The organism is Streptomyces hygroscopicus (assembly GCF_026168105.1).
GTDB classification, from domain to species: Bacteria; Actinomycetota; Actinomycetes; order Streptomycetales; family Streptomycetaceae; genus Streptomyces; species Streptomyces hygroscopicus_D.
On sequence record NZ_LBMW01000017.1, the window covers coordinates 63,072 to 81,889 of the forward strand.

Genomic DNA, 18,818 nt, shown 5'->3' on the forward strand with positions numbered 1-18,818 from the left:
TGTCCACGCCGTGTGCCTACGCCCGGGAAGCGTCCCCGAGGACGACGACTTCCGCCGCGTCGAACACGACCCCGACCTCGTCACCGGGCTCCGGGGCCGCGCGCAGCGGGCATGCCGCCTCCAGCCGGGGCGACTGTTCCGGCATCAGGTGGACGGCGACATGGGTGCCGCGGAAGGTACGTGCGGCTACGGTACAGCGCAGTCCCTCGGACGCGTCCACGAGCCGTACGCCCGCCGGCCGGACGAGCAGCGTGCCCGGTCCCTGCGGCGAGCCCTCCGGGACGGGGACCTTGCCCCACGGCGTGTCCGCCGTCCGACCCGCAACGGTCGCCTCCACCACGTTGTCGAAGCCGAGGAAGCGCGCCACGAACTCGTCCGCGGGCCGCTGCCACACCTCAAGGGGCGTACCGGACTGGGCGATACGCCCGTCGCGCATCACGACGACCCGGTCGGCCAGCGCGAAGGCCTCCCCCTGGTCATGGGTGACGGCGAGCACGGTGGTGCCCAACCGTCCGAAGAGATCACGCAGTTCGACCACGAGGCGCTCGCGCAGCGAACGGTCGAGCTGGCCCAGCGGTTCGTCCAGCATCAGCAGCCGCGGCCGTGGGGCGAGGGCGCGGGCGAGCGCGACACGCTGCTGTTCGCCGCCGGAGAGCGCCGCGACGGCCCGGCGCGCGGCCCCGGGCAGCCCCACCAGGTCCAGCAACTCCCGTACCCGGGCGTCCTGTTCGGCGCGCGCGGCGCCCCGCATACGCAGGCCGAAGGCGACGTTCGCGCCCACGTCCCGCTGCGGGAACAGCTGGTGGTCCTGGAACATCAGTCCGACGCCGCGCCGGTGCGCGGGCACCCCGGTCAGGTCCCGGCCGTCGAGGAACACCCGCCCGGCATCCAGGCCCTGCAGACCGGCCACGGTTCGCAGCAGCGTCGACTTGCCGCTGCCGCTCGGCCCGAGCACGCACGCGACCTCGTGCTCGGCGACGTCGAGGTCGACCCCGTCGAGCGCGGCGCGCCCCCCGAAGCGCACGGTCGCTCCCTCAAGCCCGAGCATCGTCAGAACTCCCCCGTCCGGTCGGTACGCAGCCTCTCCAGGACCAGCAGCGCCACCGCGCACACCACCATCAGAATCGTCGAAAGGGCCATCGCCTGGCCGTAGTTGAGGTCGCCGGCCCGGCCGAGCAGTCGCGCCACCGCGACGGGCAGCGTCGGGTTGTCGGGCCGTGCGATGAACACGGTCGCCCCGAACTCGCCCAGGGACACGGCGTACGCGAACCCGGCCGCGACGAGCAGTGCCCGCCGCACGATCGGCAGATCGACCTCCCGCCACACCCGCCACGGCGGGGCACCGAGCACGGCGGCCGCCTCCCGCAGCCGCTCGTCCACGGCCCGCAGGACCGGCAGCATGGTGCGTACGACGAAGGGGGCGCCCACCAGCGCCTGCGCGAGCGGGACCAGGATCCAGGAACCGCGCAGGTTCAGCGGCGGCTTGTCGAGGGCAATGAGGAAACCGAAGCCGACGGTCACGGCGGACACACCCAGCGGCAGCATCAGCAGCGCGTCGAAGCCCCGGACCAGACGGCCGGCGCCCCTGCGCGCGAGGGCCGCGGCGGCGAGCCCTCCGATCAGCACGGCGATGAGCGTGGCGACGGCGGCGTACCGGAGCGAGTTGCCGATAGCGTCGATGGGCGCGACAAGGAACGTCCCGCCGTCCGCATGCGTCAGCGCTTGGTAGTACGCGAACCCGGGCGCGTCGAGGGACCGCTGGACGAGGACGGCGAGCGGCAGCACGAGCAGGACGGCGACGGTGGCGAGGACCGAGCCGAGCAGCGCCCACTGGCCCGCCCCGCGCGGCCTGCCCGCCGTGAGGGAGGCGTCGACCAGCCGCAGTGCGCCCTCCCGGCGGCGCACGGTCCAGGCGTGCACGACGAGGATCGCGCCCACCGCTCCGAACTGGACGATCGTCAGCACCGCGGCAGTGGACAGGTCGAAGATCTCCGAGGTCTGGCGGTAGATCTCCACCTCCAGGGTGGAGAAGGTGGGGCCGCCGAGGATCTGTACCACGCCGAAGGAGGTGAAGGTGAACAGGAACACCATCAGCGCGGCGGCCGCCACGGCCGGGCCCAGCGCGGGCAGCGTCACCTTCCGCCAGGCCGCGAGGCGGGAGGCGCCGAGCACGCGTGCCGCCTCCTCCTGGCGCGGGTCGAGCTGTGCCCACAGGCCCCCTACCGTACGGACGACGACCGCGTAGTTGAAGAAGACGTGGGCGAGCAGGATCGCCCACACCGTCGTGTCGAGGCGCACGCCCCACAGACCGTCGAGGAGTCCGCCACGGCCCACGAGCGCCAGGAAGGCCGTACCGACGACGACCGTCGGCAGCACGAACGGGACCGTGACGACCGCGCGCAGCGCCTGCTTGCCCGGGAAGTCCATGCGCGCGAAGACATACGCGCCGGGCAGCGCGACCAGCAGGGTGAGCGCGGTCGAGGCGAGTGCCTGCCAGGTCGTGAACCACAGCACATGCCGGATGTCGGGCTGCGCGAGCACGTCCACGACACGCCCCAGACGCCACACCCCGTCGACCTGCAGACCGCGCGCGACGATCGCGGCGACGGGGTAGGCGAAGAAGACCGCGAAGAACACGACGGGCAGGGCCATGAGCCCGAACCGCGCCGCACCGCGCCGGGTCCGCGGGGTCACTTCAGTACGAGTGACGTCCACGCCTTGACCCACTGGTCACGGTTGGCGGCGATCGTGGCCGGGTCCATCGTCTCGGGGTTCTTGGCCTGCGGGCCGTACTCCGTGAACTCCTTGGGCACCTTCGCGCCTTCCACCACGGGGTACACGTACATGTTGAGCGGCATGTCCTCCTGGAACCGCCTGGTGATCAGGAAGTCGAGGAACGCCTTGCCGCCCTTGCTGTTGTGCGCGTTGCTCAGCAGGCCCGCGTACTCGATCTGCCGGAAGCAGGTGCCGGTCGCGACGCCGGTCGGCGCGGTGCTGGGCCGGGGGCTCGCGTAGACGACCTCCGCCGGCGGCGAGGAGGCGTAGGAGACGACGAGCGGCCGGTCGCCCTTGGCCTTCCTGCCGCTCGCCGAACCGGAGAACTCCTGGTTGTACGCCTGCTCCCAGCCGTCGACCACCTTCACACCGTTGGCCTTGAGCTTCTTCCAGTAGTCCGGCCAGCCGGACGCGCCGTACCTGGCGGCGGTGCCGAGAACGAAGCCGAGGCCCGGCGAGGACGTGGACGCGTTCTCCGTGACGAGGAGGTTCTTGTACGCGGGCTTGGTCAGGTCGTCGAAGGACTGGGGCGGCGTCAGCTTGTGCGCGCTGAAGTAGGCCTTGTCGTAGTTGACGCAGATGTCGCCGGAGTCGATGGGCGTGACCCGGTGCTTCGCCTGGTCGACGCGGTACTGGGGCGCGATCAGGCTGGAGCCCTTCGCCTCGTACGGCTGGAAGAGCCCGTTGTCGAGCGCTCGTGACAGCAGCGTGTTGTCGACGCCGAAGAAGACGTCGCCCTGCGGGTTGTCCTTGGTGAGGATCGCCTTGTTGACGGCCTGGCCGGCGTCGCCGTCCTTGAGGACTTTGACGGTGTACCCGGACTGCTTCTCGAACTCGGATATGACGCTCTTCGAGGCGGCCCACGAGTCATGGCTGACGAGGGTCACGGTTTTGGAGTCGCCGCCGCTCCCGCTCGCGGAGCCGGACGACCCGCACGCGGACAGCGTGACCATGCCCAGCCCGACGGCCACGGCCGCGAGCTGCCTACCGGTGATGCTCACTGATTTTCCTCCTGGGGTGACCAGGAAGAGACGCGGCCCTGCCCGGGTCCCCGACGGGTTCCCGGGCAGGGCGCAACAGCTCGAGTGAAGACCGAACTTCCTACCCAGAATGACCTGGGCGAGGTTCAGAGGGTCTGCGGTCGCTACCGCACTCTCAGCGCTGTGGCGCTCCCCTGTCGGAATATGAAGGTGTGTACGGATATGAAGATGTGCGGGCCTCAGACTACCGCTCGGTGGCCGCGAGCTGGCCGCACGCCCCGTCGATCTCCTGACCGCGGGTGTCCCGGACGGTGACCGGCACGCCATGCGCGGCAATGGCCTCCACGAACGCCTTCTCGTCCTCGGGGCGGGAGGCTGTCCACCTGGAGCCGGGCGTCGGGTTCAGCGGGATGAGATTGACGTGGACGGGCCTGCCCTTGAGCAGTCGTCCGAGCAGGTCACCGCGCCAGGCCTGGTCGTTGATGTCCCGGATGAGGGCGTACTCGATGGACAGCCGCCGTCCGGACCTGGCGACGTACTCGAACCCGGCGTCCAGCACCTCGCGCACCTTCCAGCGCGTGTTGACGGGGACGAGGGTGTCACGCAGCTCGTCGTCCGGCGCGTGCAGGGAGATGGCGAGACGGCACTTGAAGCCCTCGTCGGCGAACCGGTGGATGGCGGGCACCAGGCCCACCGTCGACACGGTGATCCCGCGCTGCGAGAGCCCGAGCCCGTCCGGCTCGGGATCGGTGAGGGCCCGGATCGCGCCGACGACACGCTTGTAGTTGGCGAGGGGCTCGCCCATGCCCATGAAGACGATGTTGGACAGCCGTGCGGGGCCGCCCGGGATCTCCCCGTCGCGCAGCGCCCGCATGCCGTCCACGATCTGGTGCACGATCTCGGCGGTGGACAGGTTGCGGTCGAGTCCGGCCTGACCGGTGGCGCAGAACGGGCAGTTCATGCCGCAGCCCGCCTGCGAGCTGATGCACATGGTGACCCGGTCGGGATAGCGCATGAGCACGGACTCGACGAGCGTCCCGTCGAACAGCCGCCACAGCGTCTTGCGGGTCGTGTCCTGATCGGTCGACAGGTGCCGTACGACCGTCATCAGCTCGGGGAGCAGTGCCTCCCGGAGCTTGACGCGTGAGCCGGTGGGGATGTCGGTCCACTGCTCCGGGTCGTGCGCGTACCGCGCGAAGTAGTGCTGCGAGAGCTGCTTGGCGCGGAACGGCTTCTCACCGATCGCGGCGACCGCGTCCTTGCGCTCCGCGGGCGTGAGATCGGCAAGATGCCGCGGCGGCGTCTTGGCTCCGCGCGGCGCGACGAAAGTGAGTTCTCCGGGCTTAGGCATGGCTTTACCAGTGTCTCAGATCAAACTCCGTGACCTGCGACCCATGGCTCGTACAGTGGCCGTTGGCAGCTGCCGTCTGTCGTCGCTCGCCGCCCTCGGACGGCCCGGAGACGGCCCCGCGCCGGACGCGGAGGAGCCACTGGCGCTAGCGGCGGTAACGCTGACATTTGCAACCCCACTAGCGACCGAATCCCATCTGACCAGCACGTTAGCGGTCAGCGGGCCGGTTCCTGGGCGGTCCCCGCAGCACTCGGCATGTATGGCCACCCGATCAGGAGGAGGGCTCAGCCGAGCGTGACTGAGCGGCCCCAGTCCGATGCGCCACTCAGACGCAGGGGGCGTTGGCGTAGCCCGGGTAGAAAAAGCGCCCCGCCGGACCAGCGCTGTGGACGCAAAGGTCGAAGGTGGGGCTCTGGGGCTTCGGGCTCTCGGTGGCGGCGGTCGCGGTCGGAGCGATGAAGAGGATCGCCCCAAGGATCATTGTCGCCACCGCCGATTTCTTGCCCGGCATGCGCCTCCTGAACGTCTTCATTGCCGCCCTCCTTCGGGCCGAGACGGGAGCGCCGCGCGGTTCACAGGGCGACAGTTCGGCGCTCGCTGTTCCGCTTATAGTCATATGCCGCAGATGTGACGTCAATACCCTGAATCAGGGCATTCGCGTCGCCAGCTTGATGAGGTTCCGAAGTTCGCCGGACGTGGGCCACGGCGCACGGCGGTGGATCGGCGGTCGCGCGCCCCCTCCATCCCGGTGTCGGCCGATCCCCCGCCGGAGGCATGGTTCTGACCGTGGCTTTGCCCGTCCAGGTCTCGACTCAGGGCCGTAGCTCGCTGCGGCCCCAGGGGCCGGCGCCGGCGCCGAAGGGGCCGAGCCCAAGGGGCCGACCCGCGCCTTGCGCGGGCCCTTGATGACGCAAGGAATCTCCCACCGCGCCGTTGATCCACCTGTGATGGAGAGTGTGCCTCATGCCCTTCCGTACCCAGGGACGCAGCATTACGCTGCCCAGCAGCTTCCGGTTCCGCATCTGCAGAGAAGTCGCGAGGCCATCCGCCGACCACACGATGTTGTATGCCAAGTCGTATAGAGAATTCGCTCGTTGATCCGAGCGCTCGAAATCCCGATCGATGCGACCTCTGCACGAGTCCAGTTGACGCAACACCTCAGGAGCTCTCTGCGTGACTTGGCGTACAGCGTCATGAAGTCAGTGCAGCGCCTTGCGGCTGCTCTTGAAGAGAAGAATGTGAAGCCGCCAACCAGCGCCAGCGTCGCAGATCCATCTGTGTGACCTGGGGCCTCAGCCGTGCGTGGGGATCGTCACCGCCCGCCTCCGGCGGCCTCGTTCGGGTCCACGTCGTGGCGGCCGTCGGCCGTCTCCGGATGTCACAGCGCTCCCCGGCCCCTAGAATCGAACATGTGAACGATCCTTCGCTGTCCCGTCTGGAGCTGCTGCACTTCGCGCGTCGCGTCGTGGTCCAGCAGGCGACGGCGGCCCTGGCACAGCTCGACCGGTGGATCGCCGAGGAGCAGCGCCGGGAGGAGGAGCGCCGTCGGGCCGAGCAGATGCGACCGCCTCCGCCCGGCTGGCTGATCGAGCGGGGCCGGAACAAGAGCAACCCGGTCGCGGTCCACGTGGGCGACTGCTGGACCGTGGCCGGGAGCGGCCGGTGTACCGGCGTCCCACGGGACCAGGCGCTCGATGCGCTGCGTCGGCAGGTCCCGGCCTGCACACATTGCCGTCCGGACACCAGGCTCGGTTTCCTGGAGTAGGCGACCGTCCGCCTGATCCGCCCACGCGAAGGGCGCCGACCCCGAAGAGGTCATGAGAGCCGAACCCGCGCGGCGGAGGATCAACAGTGGAGATCAACACCCGTACCCCGCAAGGTTGGCCGGACAACGAGGAGGGGCTCGTCGCCCGGTGGACGACGAGCCCCTCGACGGGAGGACGCGGATCAGCGACGTACGAGGAGATCCGTCACCCGGTCCCGACGAAGATGACGAGCAGGAGCCACACCACGGGAGCCGTCGGCAGGAGCGAGTCGAGCCGGTCCATGATGCCGCCGTGACCCGGGAGCAGCGTGCCCATGTCCTTGATGCCCAGGTCGCGCTTGATCATGGACTCGCCCAGGTCGCCGAGCGTGGCGCTGGCCGCGACGGCGAGGCCCAGCAGGAGTCCCTGCCACCACAGGCCGCCCTCGATCAGGAACTGCATGCACAGCGCCCCCGCCGCCATCGCGAAGGCCACCGCCCCGACGAGGCCCTCGCGGGTCTTGCCGGGGCTGATGCGCGGGGCGAGCTTGTGCTTGCCGAAGCGCCAGCCGACCGCGTACGCCCCGGTGTCACTGACGACCGTCAGCAGGAGGAACGTCAGGACCCGGCGCGGGCCGTCATCCGCCGTGAGCATCATCGAGACGAACGTGGCCAGGAACGGGACGTAGAAAGCCGCGAAGGCACCCGCCGTGACGTCCCGGAGATAGCCCTCCGGCGGCTCGGTCATACGCCAGACCAGGACCGCCAGTGCGGTGAGCGCCATCGCCACCCAGGCGCCCTCGGCGCCCCGCACATATCCGGATACGACCATCGCCCCGCCGCCGACCGCCAGCGGCACGAGGGGCGCCCTGATGCCCTTGCGCTCCTCCAGCCGCTTCGTCAGCTCCCACAGGCCCACCACGACAGCAACCGCTATGACGCCGACGAACACGGCCTTGACGATGAACAACGACGCGACGATCACGATGCCGAGCCCGATACCGACCCCTATGGCCGCGCCCAGATCACGGCCCGCGCTCTTCTTCTGCGGTACGGGCGCCGGCTGCGGGGCGTCGGGCATGGGCTCCGGATTCTGCGACGCCGCCCAGGGAGGCGACGCCTGCGGCGTCTCGTCGCGGAACAAGGGGCCGCTCAGCCGAGCAGCCCCCCGGTCGTCATCCTGGTGTCCGCCTTGTTCGGGCACGTCGGGCACGATGGGCATGGGGCGAGTCTGCTGGGCGTCATGCGCATCGTACGCGGGACCCGCCGGGCCGGCCCCCTGGACCGGCCCCTGCTCGGTGGGCCCCCAGTACCCGGTCTGTGGCGGCGCCCCCCAGGAAGAATCGTTCATCAGACCTCGAGCAGCTCCGCTTCCTTGTGCTTGAGCAGCTCGTCCACCTGAGCGACGTACTTCGCGGTGGTGTCGTCGAGCTCCTTCTCCGCGCGGCGGCCCTCGTCCTCGCCGACCTCGCCGTCCTTGATCAGCTTGTCGATGGCGTCCTTGGCCTTGCGGCGCACGGAACGGATCGAGACCTTGGCGTCCTCGCCCTTGCCCTTGGCGACCTTGATGTACTCACGGCGGCGCTCCTCGGTGAGCTCGGGGAACACCACGCGGATGATGTTGCCGTCATTGCTCGGGTTGACGCCCAGGTCGGAGTCGCGGATCGCCTGTTCGATGTTGCGCAGCGCGCTCTTGTCGAACGGCGTCACCACGGCCATGCGCGGCTCCGGCACCGAGAACGAGGCCAGCTGGTTGATCGGCGTCGGTGCGCCGTAGTAGTCGGCCACGATCTTGTTGAACATCGCCGGGTGCGCACGGCCGGTGCGGATTGCGGCGAAGTCCTCCTTGGCGACCACGACGGCCTTCTCCATCTTCTCCTCGGCCTCGAGGAGGGTCTCTTCGATCACCACTTGCTCCTGCGTGTCTTGAGTAGGCCCGGCAGCTGTGTCCTCGTCGGTCTGCGGCCGGCTGCGTCGCGTCTTCTTCCTGCACGGTTCCCGACCGGCAGGACATTGTCCATCCCCCGGTCAGGGTCCGTCGCCCGGTCGAGGTTCACCGGGCGGGTCGGTCTCCGGTCAGTCCCGGCTGCCCTGGTCACCCACGAGTGTGCCGATCTTCTCACCCTTGACGGCCCGCGCGATATTGCCCTCCGCCAGGAGCTCGAAGACCAGAATGGGCAGCTTGTTGTCCCGGCACAGCGTGATCGCGGTCATGTCGGCCACCTTGAGGTCGCGGGTGATGACCTCGCCGTAGCTGAGCGAGTCGAACTTGACGGCCTCGGGATTGGTCTTGGGGTCGGAGTCGTAGACCCCGTCCACACCGTTCTTGCCCATGAGCAGCGCCTCGGCGTCGATCTCCAGGGCGCGCTGTGCGGCGGTCGTGTCGGTGGAGAAGTACGGCATGCCCATACCGGCGCCGAAGATGACCACGCGGCCCTTCTCCAGGTGGCGCACGGCGCGCAGCGGGATGTACGGCTCGGCGACCTGGCCCATGGTGATGGCGGTCTGCACGCGCGAGTCGATGCCCTCCTTCTCCAGGAAGTCCTGGAGGGCGAGGCAGTTCATGACCGTACCGAGCATGCCCATGTAGTCGGAGCGTGCCCGGTCCATGCCCCGCTGCTGGAGTTCGGCACCGCGGAAGAAGTTGCCGCCGCCGATGACGACGGCGATCTGGGATCCGTCGCGCACCACGGCCGCGACCTCGCGGGCGATGGCGTGCACCACATCAGGGTCGACCCCGAGTCCGGTGCCTCCGGAGAACGCCTCTCCGGACAGCTTCAGCAGAAACCGGCCGCGTACTTTGCCGTCGTCGCGCTTCTCGGCCTTGGTGGTCATGGAGATCTCCTCGTGGTGCACATACGAAGAAGGCCATTGCCGGTGGGGGGTGTTTCGCATCCCGTGCTCGGCAATGGCCTCCTCGTCAGATCTGCTGTCGTCCGCCTCGCGATGGTGCGGGACGGCATACGCGAATGACGCAGACGACTGCTTTCGACCCTATAGGGGCCGCGCGTCGATCGCGGTACGGACTCAGATGCCGACCTTGATGCGCGTGAAGCGCTTCAGGGTGACACCCGCCTCGTCCAGAACCTTCTGGACGGACTTCTTGTTGTCGAGCGCGTACGGCTGGCCGAGCAGCGTGGCGTCCTTGAAGAAGCCGTTGAGGCGACCCTCGACGATCTTGGCGATCGCGGCCTCGGGCTTGCCCTCGGCGCGGGTGGTCTCCTCGGCGATGCGGCGCTCGGACTCGACGACCTCGGCCGGGACGTCGTCCTGGGAGAGGTACTTCGGCGCGAAGGCGGCGATGTGCTGGGCAACGCCCTTGGCGACCTCGGTGTTCGGCTTGTCGAACTCGACGAGGACACCGATCTGCGGCGGCAGGTCAGGCATGGTGCGGTGCATGTACGCCGTCACGAAGCCGTCGGAGAACTGGGCGAAGCGGTCCAGGACGATCTTCTCGCCGAGGTTGGCGTTGGCCTCGTCGACGAACGCCTGGACGGTCTTGCCGGGCTCGATCTCGGAGGCGAGCAGGGCCTCGAGGTCGGCCGGGGAGCTCTTGGCGATGTGCTCGGCGATGGCCTGGGCAACGGCCTGGAACTTGTCGCCCTTGGCGACGAAGTCCGTCTCGCACTTCAGCTCGACGAGGACGCCGGAGGAGTTGTCGTCGGCGATGATGGAGACCACGGCGCCGTTCTCGGCGGAGCGGCCCTCACGCTTGGCGACGCCCTTCTGGCCCTTGATGCGCAGAGCCTCGACGGCCTTCTCGACGTTGCCCTCGGCCTCGTCCAGCGCCTTCTTGCAGTCCATCATGCCGGCGCCGGTGAGCTCACGGAGCTTCTTGACGTCGGCGGCGGTGTAGTTCGCCATGATCTGTGAATCTCTTCTCGGAGTTCGAAGTCTCGAAGTCGGCGGCCGCCCCGGCCCCGCCGGGCGTCCACCAAAGATCTACGGGCTACGAAGATCTAAGGGCTGTGGGTGAACGGCGGGTGGCGCGATCGGCGCCACCCGCCGTCATCTCAGCCGAACGGCCCAGGTCAGGCCTGCTCGCCCTCGGCAGCCGGAGCCTCGGCAGCCTCGGCGGCGGGAGCCTCGGCGGCGGGAGCCTCGGCGGCCTCCGCGGCGGGAGCCTCGGCGGTCTCCGCGGCGGGAGCCTCCTCGGCCTTCTTCTCGCCCTCGAGCAGGTCGCGCTCCCACTCGGCCAGCGGCTCGCCGGCGGCCTTCTCGCCCTTGCCCTCGGCGGCGACGCCGGAGCGGGCGATGAGGCCCTCGGCGACGGCGTCGGCGATCACACGGGTGAGCAGGGTGACGGAGCGGATCGCGTCATCGTTGCCCGGGATCTTGTAGTCGACCTCGTCGGGGTCGCAGTTGGTGTCGAGGATCGCGACGACCGGGATGTTGAGCTTGCGAGCCTCGCCGACCGCGATGTGCTCCTTCTTGGTGTCCACGATCCAGACGGCGCTCGGCACCTTCTGCATCTCGCGGATACCGCCGAGGGTCTTCTCCAGCTTGGCCTTCTCGCGGGACAGGACCAGGAGTTCCTTCTTGGTCAGACCGGAGGAGGCGACGTCCTCGAAGTCGATCTGCTCGAGCTCCTTGAGGCGCTGCAGACGCTTGTAGACGGTCGAGAAGTTGGTGAGCATGCCGCCCAGCCAGCGCTGGTTGACGTAGGGCATGCCGACGCGGGTGGCCTGCTCGGCGATGGCCTCCTGCGCCTGCTTCTTCGTGCCGACGAACATGACCGTGCCACCGTGGGCGACGGTCTCCTTGACGAACTCGTAGGCACGGTCGATGTACGACAGCGACTGGAGCAGGTCGATGATGTAGATGCCGTTGCGCTCGGTGAAGATGAAGCGCTTCATCTTCGGGTTCCAGCGACGGGTCTGGTGACCGAAGTGGACGCCGCTCTCCAGCAGCTCCCGCATCGTGACGACGGCCATGGCCGTTCTCCTTGAGGTTCTCGGTTGTGCCGCGGGTGCCGGATGGCACTCGCGCCTGACGCCCGCGGTGCGCCGTGCCGCAAAGGACCGAGGAGCGCTGACACCGGCCTCGTGATGGCCTTGTGCCGGGGCGTGCGAAGTCGACCCGGTGACCCGGATCGCCACAAGAAGTGTACGGGACCCGCGGAGTCGCGGGTGACGCCGCTGTCCACAACCCGGCAGTTGTCCACAGATCCCGGCCATGATCGTCCGGTGTGCGGGACCGTTCTCGCATGCGAGCGAAACGATGTGTGCTGACGTGGTCCGCAGTACTGCTGCTGATCGCGGTGGGCGTATGGACTCCTGTGGCATGGGCGGGCGCGTCGGCCCGCCCGGAGGCGGCCGCACCGCGCGCGCCGGCCCCCGATGTGCCGGTGCCGGCCGTCGCCCGTGTCTGGCCGGTGGGCACCCACCCGGTGGTCGTACGGGGCTGGGAGCCCCAGTCGACTCCCTACGGCCCGGGCCACCGGGGCGTGGACCTGGCGGCGGCGGAAAGAGATCCGGTGCGGGCCGTCGCCGCCGGCCGGGTGAGCTTCGCGGGGCAGGTGGCGGGACGGGGCGTGGTCTCGGTCGACCTGGCCGGGACGGGCGACCCGCCGCTGCGGACGACGTACGAGCCCGTGAGCGCGTCGGTCGGCAAGGGCGACCTGGTGGAGCCGGGCGAGGTGCTGGGCGTGCTGGAACCGGCGCGTGCGCACTGCGGGAGACCGTGCCTGCACTGGGGCCTGCGCCGCGGGGAGACCTATCTGGACCCGTTGGCCCTGCTGCCGCCGTGGCTGCTGCGCGCCGGCCCGTCCCGGTTGCTGCGGGTGGACGACGTGCCGTTGCCCGAGGCGCTCAGCCCCGGACGCCCCGCAGGGCCATGGCAACCGCCGTCTCGGTGATGGCGGCCGGGTCCTCCGCGGCCCCCAGTTCGATGCGCCGCACCGCCGCGTCGACCACGCCCTGCAGGAGCATCGCCGTCAGCCGGGGCTCGCGGTGTCCCATCTCGCCCAGGGCATCGGCGATCATCGTGACGAGCCCGCCGTGCGCCGCCCGGATCTTCTCGCGCGCCCCGGCGTCCAGTTCGCTCGCGGAGATGGCCACCACGGCTCGGTGACGCCGGTCCCCCACGAGCGCCAACTGCTGCCGTACATACGCCTCGATCTTCGCCTCGGGTCCGTCCGCGGCGGCCATCGCGGCCTCGACCTCCGCCGCCCAGACGGGGAAGTCGACCGCGCACAGCTCCTCGACGACGGCCGCGCGGGAGCGGAAGTACTCGTACACGGAGGACCGCGCGAGACCCGTCCGCTCGGCCAGGGCCGGAAACGTCAGCGCCTCCGTACCACCCTCGGACAGGAGGGACCGGGCCGCGTCCAGCAGGGCGGCTCGCTGCATCGACCGGTGCTCGGCCACGGAGGCCGCTCGAATCCTTGGCACGTCAACCACTTTACGGACGGACCGCCGCGGACGGGAGCCACTCACGCCACACGCGCCGAACACGGACCCGACGGCCGGAGCGCGCGGTCCACCCGCCACGCCCCCCGACGGCCGGAGCGCGCGGTCCACCCGCCACGCCCCCCGACGGCCCGAGCACCCGGCCCACCCACCACGCCCCCCGACGGCCGGAGCGCACGGTCCACCCGCCACTCGCTCCACAGCCGGGCCACACGACCCGTCGGTCACGGGGTCCGCCAGGGCACGCGGTCCTTTCCGTAGTTGTTCTGCAGTTCTTCTGCGGGGCTCCGTCAGCGGCCGAATCCGGCCAGCTTGGCCCGCAGCTGCAGCACCGACTTGGTGTGGATCTGGCTCACCCTGCTCTCGGTCACCCCGAGGACATTGCCGATCTCGGCGAGCGTGAGCCCCTCGTAGTAGTAGAGCGTGACGACGGTCTTCTCCCGATCGGGCAGTGTGTTGATCGCCCGGGCAAGGAACCGCCTCAGCTCCCGGTCCTCGGCCACCTCCACCGGATTGTCCGCGGCGGTGTCCTCGAGGGTGTCCATCAGGCTCAGCCGCTCGCCGCCCTCGCCGCCCACATGCAGCAGCTCCTCCAGGGCAACCACGTTCGCCAGCGACAACTGGCTGAAGACGGCATGGAGCTCCTCCACGCCGATCCCCATCTCGGCCGCCACCTCACCCTCGGAAGGCGTCCGCCGCAGCCGCGCCTCCAGGGTCGCGTACGCCCGCTCCACGCTGCGCGCCTTCTGCCGCACCGACCGCGGGATCCAGTCCAGCGCTCTCAGCTCGTCGATCATCGCGCCCCGGATCCGCGTGATCGCGTAGGTCTCGAACTTGATCTCCCGGTCGATGTCGAACTTCTCGATCGCGTCGATCAGGCCGAAAACCCCCGAGGACACGAAGTCCGCCTGCTCCACATTGGCCGGCAGTCCCACGCTCACGCGCCCCGCCACGTACTTCACCAACGGCGAGTAGTGCAGGATCAGCTGCTCCCGCAACCGCTCGTCCCCCGTCTGCTTGTACGACCGCCACAACTCGTCGAGCGTCGAGGGAGCGGGCGGGCGCACGCTGCCGCCGTCGCGAGCGGCTGGGGGATGCGCCGCCCGGTCGGACCCGGAGGTGTGCTGGGGCATTCGTCGCCTTGTGCCGTTCTGCCGTGAACTGGGGATGCCTGAGTGAGCCGTCGGTCTGATGTCGAGATGCCTGTCTGAATCGGAATCCTCGTGAGCGTAGCGTGACTGCGGTGTCGCAGTGTGCGAAGGGGAAGGGATCACCCATGCGCGAACCGTCCCGATGGGGCGCCTGCCGGGGCCACGGCCGTAGCCCTGCGTGATCGCCGGAAAGGGTCAACTACGGGAATTGCCAAGGCTGTCGAGGGTCGCCCGGACGGGCGAACACGCTCGGTCAGCACCGATCGGGAGCCTGCCGGACCGAGGTCACCGCCTGGCGTGTCAACTTCCAGCCATCGCCGTGTCGTTCGACGAATCCAAGTGATCGGAGTTCGTACAGTCTCCCGACCGCGTCGTCGTGCGTCGTCCCTGCCCCACGGGCGATGTCGTCGGGCGCGGCCGTGCCCAGGGCCGGCAGCGCGGCGAGCACCCGGGCGGCGGCGGGGTCGAGAAGATCGCGCGGCAGGACGGGCCCGCGCCGGTCCGGGGCCAGCTCGCCCATCTCCCCGACCAGTTCGACGACGTCCGCGGCGTCGGAGACGAGCACGGCGTCCCCGCGCAGCAGTTCGTGCACACCGGCCGAGAGTCCGCTGGTGACGGGTCCGGGCACGCCCATGGTGTACCGGCCGAGGCGCTGCGCCGCGCGAGCCGTGACCAGCGCGCCGCTGCGGTAGGCCGCCTCGACCACGACGGTGCCGCGGGTGAGCGCCGCGATCACTCGGTTTCGGAGGATGAATCTGCTCGGCGTGGGGTGATCACCGGGCGGCAGCTCGCCGACGACCAGCCCTTGGTGCGCGATTCTGGTGATCAACCCGGTGTGTCCGCGCGGGTAGGACCGGTCCACTCCGCAGGCCAGCACGGCGACGGTGGCTCCGCCGGCCGCGAGGGTGCCCCGGTGAGCGGCCCCGTCCACGCCGTACGCGCCACCGGAGACGACCACCCAGCCGCGCTCCGCGAGCCCCGCGCCGAGGGTGGCCGCCATATGGGCGCCGTACTCGCTGCAGGCACGCGCGCCCACGACCGCGACGGACCGCAGGGCCCACATCCGCAGGCTGGGCCGCCCGCGCACCCACAGTCCCAGGGGCCGGGCGTCCCCGAGGTCGTCGAGCTGGACGGGCCACTCGGCCGTGCCGGGGCACAGGAACCGCACCCCCGCCTCCCGGGCTGCCGCCAGGTCCCGCTCCGGCTCGGCCCGTCCGGCCCGCGCCCGCAGCCCGGCCCACCGCTTGTCGCTCGTCCCAGGCAGCCGCGGGCCGCCCTCCCGCAGTCGCCGGGCCACCTCCTCGGCCCCTCGCTCACGCAGCCAGCGGCCCGCCGCCTCGTCCCCGGGCTCGACGACCCGGCTGAGGAAGATCCGGGCGAGGACCTCACCGTCCGGTGCCCCGCCCGCGCTCATGTCAGCGCCCCGATCGCCATCGGCACTCCCCTCGGAACCCCCGTGCGCAACTGCAGCGCCAGGGCTACGTCCGTCGTGTCCGGCCGGTCGTGGCCCACGAGGTCCGCGACGGTCCAGGCCACACGCAGCACGCGGTCGAGTCCCCGGGCCGTCAGCATGCCCCGCTCCAGACTGCGCTCGGCCTCGTCCATCGCGCCGCTCGCGGCATGCCAGCGGCTGCGCAGCTCACGGCCCGGTACGTCGCAGTTGGTCCGCCACGGCGTGCCCGCCAGACGCGCCGCCGCCCTCCCCCGGGCCTCCCGCACCCGGTCGGCGACCGTCGCGGTGGACTCGCCCAGGGCACCGCGCCCGGTGAGTTCGGCGCGTGTGACGGGGTCGACCTCGACGCGCAGATCGACCCGGTCCAGGAGCGGGCCGGAGATCCGGGCCTGATAGCGGCGGATCGCCGAGGGCGGGCATTCGCACAGGCTGTCGCGCAGCGAGAAGCGCCCACAGGGACAGGGATTGGCCGCGAGCACCATCAGGAACTTCGCCGGGAACCGTACGACGCCCGCGCTGCGCGCGATCACCACGTGACCCGACTCCAGGGGCTGTCGCAGCGCGTCGAGGGCCTGGCTGCTGAACTCGGGCGTCTCGTCGAGGAACAGGACGCCCCGGTGGGAGAGCGACACGGCGCCGGGCCGGGCGGTGCCGGGACCGCCGCCGACGAGTGCCTGCATGGTCGCCGAGTGGTGAGGGGCGCAGTAGGGGGCCACGTCGATCAGGGGTTTGCCGGGAGGGAGCAGGCCCGCCACCGAGTGAACAGCGGTGACCTCCAGCGACTCCTCCCTGCCGAGCCCGGGCAGGATGGCGGGCAGCCGCTCCGCGAGCATCGTCTTGCCGGCGCCGGGCGGCCCTTCCAGGAACAGGTGGTGGCCGCCGGCCGCGGCCACCTCCACGGCCGTGCGTGCGGAGATCTGGCCCACGACGTCGGCCAGGTCCAGGCCCTGGTCGTGCTGCGCGGCGCCCATGCTGTGGATCCCTGTCGCCGCACCCGTGCCCGGCACGCGCAGGCCGGCGAGGAGCGGATCCGGGCGCCCTGCCTCGTCCGGCTCCTCGTCGGGGACGGGTTCGTCGGCGAGGACCGCGATGAGCTGGCGCAGACTGCGGACGCCCAGCACGGACACGCCGGGCACGAGCGAGGCCTCGGCCGCGGCGCACTCGGGGACGACCACCTGCTCGTAGCCCGCGCCCGCCGCGGCCAGCACGGCCGGCAGGATGCCGCGGACCGGCCGCACCCGGCCGTCCAGGCCCAGCTCGCCGACCATCACGATGTCGGCGAGCACCCGCGGATCGATCCGCTCCGCGGCGCCGAGCACGGCACAGGCCACGGCGAGGTCGAATCCGCTGCCCGCCTTGGGCACGGACGCGGGGCTGAGCCCAACCGTGAGCTTCTTCTGCGGCCACTCGCCGCCCGAGTTCACCACCGCCGCCCGCACCCGGTCGCGGCTCTCCGTCAGGCTCTTGTCGGGCAGGCCCACCAGCGTGAAGGCCGCCACGCCCGGTTCCAGGTCCGCCTGGACCTCGACCACCACGCCCTCGACCCCGACCAGCGCCACCGAGCACGTTCGTGCGAAGCCCATCACGCCACCCCCCGGGCGTGCTCGACCACGGCGGCGCCGCGCTCGGGCAGCAGGACGCCGACCACGTCGATGCGCACCCCGCCCGGTGGGGCCCCGCCGTGCGCCTGGATCCAGCGCTCGGCGAGGCCCCGCAGCCGCTCCGCCTTCACCGGTGTGACGGCGGCCATCGGATGTTCGAAGCCGCCGCCCCTACGGGTCTTCACCTCGCAGACGACCAGGGCGTCGCCGTCCCTGGCCACGATGTCGATCTCGCCGCTCCTGCCGCAGCGCCAGTTGCGCTCCAGGACTGTCATTCCGGCCGCTGTCAGTCGCCGGGCGGCCAGCTCCTCGCCGTACCTGCCGAGTGCACTGCGTGCGTTTTGGGTGTTCACGTCGGCACCACCTCCGGCGCCAACCGTCACGCACCCGGCTCCACACAGTGGATCTTGGTGGAAAACTCAGGCGTTGTGGATAACTCCGTCACCCGCCCGGCAGTTCCAGATCGCTCTTGTTCAGCTCCTCGATGTTCACGTCCTTGAACGTGAGGACGCGTACCTGCTTGACGAAACGAGCGGGCCGGTACATGTCCCACACCCAGGCGTCCGCCATGGACACCTCGAAGAACACCTCGCCCTGGACCGAGTGCACCTGCATCTCGTAGTCGTTCGTGAGGTAGAAGCGCCGTTCGGTCTCGATCACATATTTGAACAGACCGACGACATCGCGGTACTCCCGGTAGAGCTTCAGCTCCATCTCGGTCTCGTACTTTTCGAGGTCCTCGGCGCTCATGGCATGTTCCCCTTCAGCCGTGCGATCCCACCATTGTGCGCCAGTCCCGTGAGCCCCTAGACGATTTCCGTGTCGAGGATCTCGGGCCTGGCCGGGGGACCTTCGTCGAGCAGCCTGCGCAGCAGCCCGGCGAGTCTCCTCGGATACACCGTCTCATGCGTCTCGGAAAGTTCCCCGCACGTCCACCACCGTGCTCCTGCGACACTGCGTTTTTCCAGCTCCGTCAGGCTCGGCCCGGCCGTGCCCGCGGCGGTCCCGGGCGTACCGGTCGTACGGGCCAGGTAGTACCACTCGTCCTGGTCCCAGCGACGGCCGGCGAACGGGAAGGAGCACATCCGCCGCCACAGCACCGGGCCCAGCTCGACATCCGTGATGCCGGTCTCCTCGGCCAGCTCGCGCAACGCGGCCTGCTCGCGTGTCTCGTCGCCCTCCACACCCCCGCCGGGCGTGAACCACCAGTCGTCTGCCGGATCGTCCGGCTCATGGCCGTGCAGCAGCAGGATGCGGTCCTCCGGGTCGAGGAGCACCACCCGGGCCACCTTGCGCAGCCCGCCCCCGAGTCCGTCCTGCGAGGACGGGGGCGGGGACGGAGGCGACAGCGGC

Annotated in this window: 19 protein-coding genes and 1 riboswitch; of the genes, 2 read left to right on the forward strand and 17 right to left on the reverse strand. The window is 70.4% G+C overall.

The window, feature by feature from the left end:
• Window positions 1–16: 16 nt before the first annotated feature.
• The 5 genes from AAW14_RS18125 to AAW14_RS18145 form a co-directional block, all read right to left on the reverse strand.
• A complete protein-coding gene (locus AAW14_RS18125) occupies window positions 17–1,048 on the reverse strand; it encodes an ABC transporter ATP-binding protein (RefSeq protein WP_265564907.1) in 1,032 nt (343 codons plus the stop codon).
• 2 nt (window positions 1,049–1,050) lie between these two features.
• Window positions 1,051–2,715, reverse strand: a complete 1,665-nt coding sequence (locus tag AAW14_RS18130; protein WP_416223328.1) for an ABC transporter permease — start codon at window positions 2,713–2,715, stop codon at window positions 1,051–1,053.
• Window positions 2,691–3,728 carry a thiamine ABC transporter substrate-binding protein gene (locus AAW14_RS18135; protein ID WP_416223331.1) on the reverse strand — a complete coding sequence of 346 codons (1,038 nt, stop codon included), beginning with the start codon at window positions 3,726–3,728 and terminating at the stop codon, window positions 2,691–2,693. The genes AAW14_RS18130 and AAW14_RS18135 overlap by 25 nt, the downstream gene beginning before the upstream one ends.
• A 127-nt stretch (window positions 3,729–3,855) precedes the next feature.
• Window positions 3,856–3,961, reverse strand: a riboswitch (TPP riboswitch).
• Between the two features lie 38 nt (window positions 3,962–3,999).
• Window positions 4,000–5,106, reverse strand: a complete 1,107-nt coding sequence (gene rlmN, locus AAW14_RS18140) for a 23S rRNA (adenine(2503)-C(2))-methyltransferase RlmN (RefSeq protein WP_265564909.1) — start codon at window positions 5,104–5,106, stop codon at window positions 4,000–4,002.
• Window positions 5,107–5,431: 325 nt separating this feature from the next.
• On the reverse strand, window positions 5,432–5,638 hold the full coding sequence (locus AAW14_RS18145) for a hypothetical protein (RefSeq protein WP_265564910.1): 207 nt from the start codon (window positions 5,636–5,638) through the stop codon (window positions 5,432–5,434).
• A gap of 879 nt (window positions 5,639–6,517) precedes the next feature.
• Between AAW14_RS18145 and AAW14_RS18150 the strand changes: the two genes are divergently transcribed.
• Window positions 6,518–6,871, forward strand: a complete 354-nt coding sequence (locus tag AAW14_RS18150; RefSeq protein WP_265564911.1) for a DUF6233 domain-containing protein — start codon at window positions 6,518–6,520, stop codon at window positions 6,869–6,871.
• 205 nt (window positions 6,872–7,076) lie between these two features.
• Here AAW14_RS18150 and AAW14_RS18155 read toward each other — a convergent pair whose 3' ends face one another.
• From AAW14_RS18155 to rpsB, 5 genes are all read right to left on the reverse strand, one after another.
• On the reverse strand, window positions 7,077–8,201 hold the full coding sequence (locus AAW14_RS18155) for a phosphatidate cytidylyltransferase (RefSeq protein WP_265564912.1): 1,125 nt from the start codon (window positions 8,199–8,201) through the stop codon (window positions 7,077–7,079).
• Window positions 8,201–8,758: a ribosome recycling factor gene (frr, locus tag AAW14_RS18160; RefSeq protein WP_014675285.1), complete on the reverse strand. Its 558-nt coding sequence runs from the start codon at window positions 8,756–8,758 to the stop codon at window positions 8,201–8,203. Before frr ends, AAW14_RS18155 begins: the two co-directional genes overlap by 1 nt.
• A 168-nt stretch (window positions 8,759–8,926) precedes the next feature.
• Entirely contained in the window at window positions 8,927–9,685 is a 759-nt protein-coding gene (pyrH, locus tag AAW14_RS18165) for a UMP kinase (RefSeq protein ID WP_265564913.1), read from the reverse strand.
• 192 nt (window positions 9,686–9,877) lie between these two features.
• Complete coding sequence (gene tsf / locus AAW14_RS18170) at window positions 9,878–10,714, reverse strand: translation elongation factor Ts (protein WP_265564914.1); 837 nt, start codon at window positions 10,712–10,714, stop codon at window positions 9,878–9,880.
• Between the two features lie 167 nt (window positions 10,715–10,881).
• A complete protein-coding gene (gene rpsB, locus AAW14_RS18175) occupies window positions 10,882–11,784 on the reverse strand; it encodes a 30S ribosomal protein S2 (protein ID WP_265564915.1) in 903 nt (300 codons plus the stop codon).
• A 272-nt stretch (window positions 11,785–12,056) separates the two neighbouring features.
• Between rpsB and AAW14_RS18180 the strand changes: the two genes are divergently transcribed.
• Complete coding sequence (locus AAW14_RS18180) at window positions 12,057–12,707, forward strand: murein hydrolase activator EnvC family protein (protein WP_265564916.1); 651 nt, start codon at window positions 12,057–12,059, stop codon at window positions 12,705–12,707.
• On the opposite strand, the gene AAW14_RS18185 is transcribed toward AAW14_RS18180, so the two are convergent.
• The 7 genes from AAW14_RS18185 to AAW14_RS18215 all read right to left on the reverse strand — a co-directional run bounded on the left by AAW14_RS18185 (window position 12,661) and on the right by AAW14_RS18215 (window position 18,814).
• Complete coding sequence (locus tag AAW14_RS18185; RefSeq protein ID WP_265564974.1) at window positions 12,661–13,218, reverse strand: TetR/AcrR family transcriptional regulator; 558 nt, start codon at window positions 13,216–13,218, stop codon at window positions 12,661–12,663. The two genes, AAW14_RS18180 and AAW14_RS18185, sit on opposite strands and share 47 nt — an antisense overlap.
• Before the next feature lie 332 nt (window positions 13,219–13,550).
• Complete coding sequence (whiG, locus tag AAW14_RS18190; protein ID WP_265564917.1) at window positions 13,551–14,393, reverse strand: RNA polymerase sigma factor WhiG; 843 nt, start codon at window positions 14,391–14,393, stop codon at window positions 13,551–13,553.
• A 271-nt stretch (window positions 14,394–14,664) separates the two neighbouring features.
• Entirely contained in the window at window positions 14,665–15,825 is a 1,161-nt protein-coding gene (gene dprA, locus AAW14_RS18195; RefSeq protein WP_265564918.1) for a DNA-processing protein DprA, read from the reverse strand.
• Window positions 15,822–17,447, reverse strand: coding sequence for a YifB family Mg chelatase-like AAA ATPase (locus AAW14_RS18200; protein ID WP_265564919.1), 1,626 nt, complete (start codon window positions 17,445–17,447; stop codon window positions 15,822–15,824). Before AAW14_RS18200 ends, dprA begins: the two co-directional genes overlap by 4 nt.
• Window positions 17,447–17,848 (reverse strand): YraN family protein, encoded by a 402-nt coding sequence (locus tag AAW14_RS18205; RefSeq protein ID WP_265564920.1) that lies wholly within the window; start codon window positions 17,846–17,848, stop codon window positions 17,447–17,449. The genes AAW14_RS18200 and AAW14_RS18205 overlap by 1 nt, the downstream gene beginning before the upstream one ends.
• Window positions 17,849–17,906: 58 nt before the next feature.
• The gene (locus AAW14_RS18210; RefSeq protein ID WP_003965949.1) at window positions 17,907–18,215 is read right to left on the reverse strand and encodes a DUF2469 domain-containing protein; all 309 of its coding nucleotides are present in this window, start codon (window positions 18,213–18,215) and stop codon (window positions 17,907–17,909) included.
• A gap of 56 nt (window positions 18,216–18,271) precedes the next feature.
• A complete protein-coding gene (locus AAW14_RS18215) occupies window positions 18,272–18,814 on the reverse strand; it encodes an NUDIX hydrolase (protein ID WP_265564975.1) in 543 nt (180 codons plus the stop codon).
• Window positions 18,815–18,818: the final 4 nt, after the last annotated feature.